The organism is Acutalibacter sp. (assembly GCF_056800975.1).
Genome location: NZ_JBQISV010000094.1, coordinates 1 through 7,796, shown reverse-complemented (window position 1 = coordinate 7,796; position 7,796 = coordinate 1). Strand labels below are relative to the sequence as shown.

The 7,796-nt window shown below is 63.3% G+C and carries 6 protein-coding genes; 1 reads left to right on the top strand and 5 read right to left on the bottom strand.

Features of this window, described 5'->3' with window-relative positions:
* Both ACTO5E_RS09185 and ACTO5E_RS09180 read right to left on the bottom strand, forming a co-directional pair.
* The coding region (locus ACTO5E_RS09185; protein ID WP_482303135.1) for a GH25 family lysozyme at positions 1-713 on the bottom strand (713 nt) is incomplete at its 3' end.
* Between the two features lie 17 nt (positions 714-730).
* Positions 731-1,612: a GH25 family lysozyme gene (locus tag ACTO5E_RS09180; protein WP_482303134.1), complete on the bottom strand. Its 882-nt coding sequence runs from the start codon at positions 1,610-1,612 to the stop codon at positions 731-733.
* Between the two features lie 186 nt (positions 1,613-1,798).
* On the opposite strand from ACTO5E_RS09180, the gene ACTO5E_RS09175 reads away from it, so the two are divergent.
* The gene (locus ACTO5E_RS09175; protein ID WP_482303133.1) at positions 1,799-2,860 is read left to right on the top strand and encodes a MarR family winged helix-turn-helix transcriptional regulator; all 1,062 of its coding nucleotides are present in this window, start codon (positions 1,799-1,801) and stop codon (positions 2,858-2,860) included.
* Positions 2,861-3,186: 326 nt separating this feature from the next.
* Here ACTO5E_RS09175 and ACTO5E_RS09170 read toward each other — a convergent pair whose 3' ends face one another.
* The 3 genes from ACTO5E_RS09170 to ACTO5E_RS09160 all read right to left on the bottom strand — a co-directional run.
* On the bottom strand, positions 3,187-5,904 hold the full coding sequence (locus tag ACTO5E_RS09170) for a transglutaminase-like domain-containing protein (RefSeq protein WP_482303132.1): 2,718 nt from the start codon (positions 5,902-5,904) through the stop codon (positions 3,187-3,189).
* 37 nt (positions 5,905-5,941) lie between these two features.
* Positions 5,942-7,093 carry a DUF58 domain-containing protein gene (locus ACTO5E_RS09165; protein WP_482303131.1) on the bottom strand — a complete coding sequence of 384 codons (1,152 nt, stop codon included), beginning with the start codon at positions 7,091-7,093 and terminating at the stop codon, positions 5,942-5,944.
* A 12-nt stretch (positions 7,094-7,105) separates the two neighbouring features.
* Positions 7,106-7,796: AAA family ATPase (locus tag ACTO5E_RS09160; protein ID WP_482303129.1), on the bottom strand; the 691-nt coding region annotated here is incomplete at its 5' end.

The following is a 7,796-nucleotide window of genomic DNA, read 5'->3' as shown; positions in this document are numbered from 1 at the left end:
AAGTACACACAGGGAGTATACCCCCCCTCCTGAATCCGCCGGCAGAAGGCAATGGCGCATTTGGTCACAGTGCCACCAGGACAGTCCAGGGCCCGCAGGCTGTCTGCGGGAAGCTCCTCGCTGGGCACCGGGTCCTCCCAGTCAAACACCACCGGGTAGGTCAGCCGGGCGCCGTCCAGTTTCTCCAGCACATAGTCAGCCTCAGCCTCAGCCTCAGCCTCGGTAACTGCCTGAGAGAAGAAATACACCCCCCGCTGAACGCCAGCGTTCTCGGTGCCTGTCATGTTCTGCTGAAATTTGCTGTCGTCCTGAAGAATGCCCTGGGTCATGCCCCGGTAGCCCAGCCGGATGATGGCAAACTCCACCCCAGCCGCCTTGACCGCGTACCAGTCGATGTCTCCCTGGAATTCTGAGACGTCAATGCCCACAGCAGCCCCCTCATACCGGCGGAAGCCGTCCTCCCCGGTAGAAAAGCCCTGGTGGTCGTAGGTGTTTGCAGGAACGTCAAAATCCGGCACAATCAGCTGGCCGTTGTAAATATCCTCCACCAGCTTCATGCCCTCGGGAATCACCAGCCCGGAGCTCTGGGGCTCCTCAGGGGCCTTGTCCCGGGTGAAAAACACAATAAGCAGGGTGACAAGCACCACCATCAGGGCGGCTGCGGCGCAAATGAGGGAGAGCCGCCTGAGCTGCTGTCTGTCAAAATTTTTCATGCTGCCTCCTTATGCCGTCAATACTTTTTCAGACTGATGCTGATGGGAACCTTGACCGAGATGCCGGGCACGTCCCCCTCTTTGGTGTACTGCCATATTTTAAAGTCGTAGTAAAAGCTGGGTATGGGCACAAACTCCGCATACCACAGGTCGTAGGCAGACAGACGGGACAGGTCCAGGCGCTTGTAGGCCATGTTTTTGTCCGCATAATAGCAGGGGTCATATCCTGCGGTCTTCACCATACCGCAGAAGGTCTCAATAAAGCCGGTAACCTGGTCCCCGTTGCAGCGCACGGTGCGGGAGTTTTCGTCCTGGGTGCCGTCGTCCTTCAGGTCAAACTCCCAGTAAAAGGCAATGGGGTAGGTGATGGAGCGGCCGTGGAGCTGGTCCAGCACAAACTTGGCCTCCGCCTCCGCTTCTGCCTCGGTAACCGCCTTAGAGTAGAAATAGACCCCTACAGGCAGACCGGCCTCCGCCGCGCCGTCCATGTTTTTGGCAAACTGGGGGTCAGGAATAATCCGGCCCTTCACGGTCTCCCGGTGGCCCACCCGAATCATGGCGAAATCCACATCGCCGCTGTTTTTCACCTGCTGCCAGTCAATGTCGCCGGACTTGGCGTTGACATTGATGCCCATCTGGGACTCGCCGCCTATGTACTCCACCACGCCCTCCTCTGTCACAAAGTCGGCAGGGTCATAGCTGTTAATGGGAATGCCGAAGTAGGGGATGGTGGTGTTGCCCTCATACAGGTCGTTTACCTCGGCAGAAGACCCCGAGTGGCTGATCATCTCCACCAGGCTGGTGCGGGGCCCCTGGGCCAGGGTCATGGCTGATATGGCAACAATGACTGCCACCAAAAGCACGGTTGCGGCAATAAACATGGGTTTGCCCATTTTCATGGCAGTATCCTCTCTTTTCTTTTGAATATAGGGACTTATTCTCTATTATACATGAAAACCATCGAAAAGGCAAGCTGCCTGGCAGATTCCCCGAAATTTCCACTGTTTTTCCGTCTTGCCCTCAGAGGAAAAGTCTGATAGAATAATTAAGAAAAGCATAGAAACGCCTTCTGCCGGTAGGAAGGAATGGAAAGGATCAAGGCCATGACTCTGCGTTCTCTCAGCATTGACGATACAAAAGCCATGTACCAGCCCTGCTTTGCCCGGGACTTTCCCCCGGACGAGCTGATGCCCTGGGCTTGGATGAAAAGGCTGATTAAAAGCAACAGGCAAGAGGCCGTTGGATTTTATGACGGAGAAGCTCTTGCCGCCTATGGGGTGTTCATCACAGAGCAGGGCGTTCCTGCCGCCCTGCTGAACTATTTCGCCGTAGAGCCGGACCGCCGGGGCCAGGGCACAGGCAGCGAATGCCTGGGGCTGCTGCGTCAGGCTCTTGCCGCGGCCGGGGCCTCGCTGCTGTTTGAGGTGGAGAGCCCCGAGTGCGCGGCCACCCCGGAGGACCGGACCCTCCGCCAGCGGCGGGTAAGCTTTTACCGGCGCTGCGGCGCAGTGGACACAGGAGTGGACTCGGTGCTGTTTGGGGTGGACTACCACATTATGCTGCTGCCCCCTGCCGAAGAGGCTGCGCCGGTTGTGGACAGCGAGGAGATTGCCGCTGCCCTGGAAAAGCTATACCGCAGCGCTATACCCCAAGGGCCTGAGGCGGAGTTTACCTTTGAGCAGGTCTGCCAGGTTCGCCTGCGGCCAGAGAGCCAGGAGCCCGGGCGGTTCAGCCGGGAGCTGGGCCGGGCGTTGACCTTTTTGTTCCGGGGGCGGAAGAAGTTTATGGGCGAGAGCCTGAAGGAGTATGATTTCACTGGGGCCATGCACATGATTCTGCTGCATGTGGACCGCCACCCCGGGGCCAGTCAGGACAGCATTGCCAACCACATGTATCTGGACAAGTGCACGGTGGCCCGCCGGACCAAAAGGCTGGAGGAGCTGGGCTGTCTGTACCGGGAGACAGACCCCCTGGACCGGCGGCAGAACAAGCTCTATCTGACGGAAAAGGGCAGGGAGCTGGCCCCGGTGATTCGGGACTATCTGGCCCAATGGGGCAACCAGACCGCCGCCAGCCTGACCCCGGAGGAAAAGCAGGAGCTGCTCCGCCTGCTGGCCAAAATGACCAGCGGGGGCACAGGGGCATAAGCGGTTTGACAATAGGAGCTTGTGCTGACCAGCTTTGTGCCAGGATGATCGAGTATAAACTTTTGTTGGCGGCAAGGCGCAAAAGCGTGGGCGGACTGGCGGCTGGCAGGCTTTTGGAGCGCAGTCAGTGGTAAAATTGACCGGTAAGACCGGCGCATCCCATTGGTACAGGTTCCCACAGGGCGAATACAGAGCGAAAGCCTTCCCTTTCCCATCCCCAGGCCATGGCCTGAGGAGCGGAAGGGGAGGCTTTTTTCTCTGTATTCACCGGCAGCAGACAGGGGCCCGCCGCCTTGCTCCGCAAACCCTCTGGGGTGTGTCGCCGGTTAAATCAGCCCCGCGGCCCAGCAGCGCAGCTTGTGCCAGCGGGAGAGCCGCATTCTCAGCTTTTTTTGCAGGGGCGCAATATACGCTGTCAGCTCCCACAGCTCCTCCGGCTCCAGCATTCCCCGGCCAAACCGGGCCTTTTCCGCCAGCTCCTTCCAGCGCGGGGGCGGCTCCTCCCGCAGGCCGCACAGGGCCTCCCACTGGTAAAGCTCCAGCAAAAGGGCATAAGCGCTCAGCGCGGCCTGGTTCCGGTCCGGCCGGGCAAGGGCTTTGGCCCGGCTTCTGCGGCGCAGGCTCCGGCTGAGCAGCAGCCCCGCCGCAGCCAGCAGCAGCCCACAGCAGCCCAGCGCCAGCCAGCCGGCCTCCTTCTGTCCTCCCGGGCCTCCGGCGGCAGGCCCGCTCAGGTCCGGGGCGGGCCTGGCCCCATGCTGGGGCTCTGGGGTAGAGAGGCCCAGCTCGTCCTCCCGCAGGGGACGGCGGTCTCTGGGGGGCAGGGTGGCGGCAGGCTCCTGGCTGGGCGTTTGAATGGACTCTCCCTCTGAGCCCTCCGGGAGAGCGGCATTATAGTACACCGACGGGTTATCGGTAGAGGCAGGGGTCACCTCCACCGGCACCCAGCCGGTCCCGCCGCAGTAGACCTCTACCCAGGCATGGGCATTGTAGTCGGGCACGTCTACCCAGCCGCTTTGGGTGCAGGGCACCGCATAGCCCTCGGCATACCGGGCCGGGTAGCCTGCCGAGCGCAGCAGCAGCACAGCCGCGCTGGCAAAGTGCACGCAATACCCCTCCTGGGACTGGTCCAGAAAAAAGCCCACAAAGTCCTCCCCGGGCTGGGGCGCAGGGGGCGACAGGGTGTAGGTGTAATATTGACGGAACACCTGGGCAATACGGTAGGCGAAAAACACCGGGCCGTCCCGGAGGTCAAAGCGCTCCTCCCTGGTGTAGGGGTTCAGGTCCAGGGCCTGGCGGTAGCTGACAAGGTACTCCCGCAGGCTCTCAGGCACCTGGGTGTAGTAGCGGTAGACAAAGTCGTGATAGGCCTCCATCTGGTCCAGAAAGTCCGGGTCCTTCAGGTCCAGCTGGCCCTGAAGCGCCTCCGGGGCCTTCCACAGGTCCTCGGTCCAGCCCTCCCCTCCGGCCTGAAACTGAGCGTCCAGGCTGCTCCGCAGGACCTGCCACTGCTGGGGGTCCTCCACGCCCAGGGAGCCCGTCCAGGCGCTGTTTCCGTCCAGCAGCTGGTCATACTCGTCATACTCGCTCCGGTCATGGCTCTGGTCGGCCCGGCCCATCCGGACGGCGGAGGAGCCCAGAAGGCACTCGGCCACCCGGGAAAAATAATGGGTCCCTGTGGGAGCGCCGCAGCTTTCCAGGGTATATTCCCGTGTACCGGCCAAAAAGTCCGTTGACTTTACAAAGCCGTCGTCCACAAATCCCAGACCCTGCCGGGCCAGCTGAGCCTCTCCGTCCGCCAGGCCGCAGGGGGTGAACACGCACCGGGGGTTGGCCCCCAGATTCTGCACAGACAGCAGGTAAGCGGCCGGCGCGTCTACCCCGTCCAGGTACATCTGCTCCCGGTACAGGGCAGTCTGATTCTGTGCCTGTAGGGCCAGCTGCTCCTGCTCCTGCCGGGCCTCGCCCTTTAGACGCTCCCAGCTGCTGCCGGTGTACACGCTGCCCACAAAGCTTTTCAAATACTCCTTCGGGTGCCGCCGCAGGTGTTCCCCCACATCGTAGTTGTAGGGGTACTGGGCGGCGTCATCGATCCCCTGCCAGTCAAACTTGACCCGCAGCACGGTTTCGCCGGTGTAGGCCCGGCTGCCCAGGGTATTCAGCTGCACCTGGCGGTTGCTGCTGCCCTGGCCTCCCCGCATATAAGACCGGGAGCCAAGTCCCTCCTCCACCAGGCTGCGCAGGCTGTCCACCAGCTGGGGGCGGGCATAGCTCTCAGGGGGAGAGAGCAGATAGACCCCTGCCATGCCGGCCAGCAGCAAGGGCAAAAGCAGCAGGGTGCCCGGCCTTGCCGCAGCCGCGCCAGAGGCCCGGTAGCGCTCCCGCCGGCCCAGCAGGCCCTGTCGCCCCCCCAGCACAGAGGTCACCAGCAGCAGGGCGCACCAGAACAGCAGCAGCGCCCCAAAGGCCCAGTCCGCGGGCAGAATGGAAAAGCTGAGGGGGAACACCAGCAGCATGCCGCTGAGACAGAAAGCCCCTAAGGTGCTGCCCCGGCGGGCCAGCAGGCGGCTCATGGACCAGAAGAAGGGGTAAAACAGCAAACTGAAAAAAACCGTACACTCGGCCTCCGGGTGGGGGCGGGGGACGCCGGGGGCATAGCGGAGGGCCAAAGTGGGCAGGTTATAGTTCAGCTTGTCGCTGTACTGGTCCAGCATGGCGTTAAGGCTGCGCTGGGCACCGTGAAGAAACTGGTCGAAGAAAAACACGCTCAACGCCAGCCACACCACCCAGCCTGCCAGCGACGCTGACCACCACCGCCTGCGGGGGTCCACCTGCCGCCAGACAGTAAAGCCGCAGCACAGCAGCCCGGCAGCGGTTAAGGCGGCGGGGCTTACCGGCAGGGCAAAGGCGCTGATAAAGCAGCCCCAGGCCCCCAGCCCGCCCAGGGCAGAGAGCGCAACGTAAAAGACCCACCGGCGGGCCGGGGAGCTTTCTGTAAGCAGCAGCCGGGGGTGGTCCAGCTGCATGGTCTGTGAGGGCTTTGCCATCGGCAGGCCTCCTTTCCTTGGTCGCCGCGCCTGGGCCTCAGAGCAGGAGGCCGCTCAGGTCCTCGGCGACATGCCCGGGCCGCACTCGCAGGGGCAGCAGCTCCGGGGGCAGGCGTTCCGGCTGGCCCCAGGACCGGGCCGCGGCCATGTGCAGCCGGGCCTGGGGGTACTGCCGCACCAACCGGCTCAGGGTGTCCGGGTCCGGCTCAGAGCACAGGTACACCACCCGGGACACCCCGCCGGGCAGCGACGGCGGCAGGCGCAGGGGCTGGCGGTCCGTATGGCACAGCACTGCCTCCACGGCCGGGAGGACATCCTCAGGCTGGTCCACGTCCACAAACACCGTGTGCCCGGCCTGAGAGTACCCGATACAGAAGCCCAGCTCCCGCCCGGCCAGAAACTCCCCCAGGGTTGCCAGCACGTCCATCAGAGCGTCTCCCTCCACGCTGCTGCCGGTGAGCTCCGCCAGCACCAGCGCCCGGTCTGTCAGGGGCAGACTGGCCTCCCGCACCAGCAGCGAGCCGGTCTTCTGAGAGAGCTTCCAGTCCACCCGGCTGAACCGGTCCCCGGGCCGGTAGTCCCGCAGGCCGAACAGCTCGGTAGGGTCGTCTCCGGGCTTTTGAGCAGAATACCGCTCCTGGTCCTCTCCCCAGGCGTGGGTGGGGGCCATGTCCAATGCCGGGCGGCAGACACTGGGGAGAACCAGCACCTGGCAGCTGCCTGTGCGCCGGAAGCAGGGCAGGGAAAAAAGGCCCAGCAGGTCATAGGCCCGGGCCTTTGTCAAACGGCAGGTGAGACTTCCGCACAGAGAGCTGGTGAGCTTATGCTCCATCAGCTGGGGCGTGCGGCTGGGGGAGAATTCCAGGCTCTCCCTCTGCTCCTCCCCGGTAAAATGATTTTTGATCACCAGCGTTACCCGGGCCCGCCCGGAGGGAAGGGGCCAGCGGGTCATGACCGCTACCTGCAAGGGAATAGGCTGGCCCTTGCAGGAGCGGGCCGTCTCTCCCCCGCCGGGAACGCAGACAGAAGCCCGCAGGGTCAGCATACCCGGCAGAGAGACCCCCAGCGAAATCAAGGGCAGCGCCAGCGACAGCCAAAAGACGTACATGGAGTGATAGCCGTTGAAGCAGACGAAGAATATTCCGGTAAACAGGAGGATCAGCAGATAGGCCAGCCGGTTTTTCAGCACCTTTGCCCCTCCTCACTTCAGCAGGCGGGGGGCGGGCACCTGGGCCATCACGCTCTCCAGCACTGTGTGGGAGTCCATGCCGCTCATTCTCGCCTGGGGCTCCAGCACCACCCGGTGGCCCAGCACGTCGTAAAGCAGCAAATTGATGTCTGCTGGGACAATATAGTCCCGCCCGCCCATCCAGGCCGAGGCCCGGCAGGCGCGAATCAACGCCCCGCCTGCTCTGGGGCTGGCCCCCAGCCGCAGAGAGGGGTCCTCCCGGGTGGCGGTGCACAGCTCAGCCACATAGCGGTACAGGTCGTCTGCCACATGGACGCTGGCTGCCTCCTGGCGCATTTGCTCCACCTCCTCCAAGGTGGCGGCGGGCAGAATGGATTCCAGAGGCCGGCGGCTTTCGGTCTGCTTCAGAATACGCACCTCCTGCTCTGGCGAAGGGTAGCCGATGCTCAGCCGCAGCATAAAGCGGTCCAGCTGCGACTCGGGCAGGGGCTGGGTGCCGGCAGTGCCCAGGGGATTCTGGGTGGCAATCACAGTGTAGGGCCTGGGCAGGGGGTGGCTGACGCCGTCCACAGTGACCTGTCCCTCCTCCATGGCCTCCAACAGGGCGCTCTGGGTTTTGGCACTGGTGCGGTTGATTTCGTCGGCCAGAAAAAGATTGCTCAGCACCGGGCCGGGGCGGTATTCCAGGCGGTTGGCCTCCTTG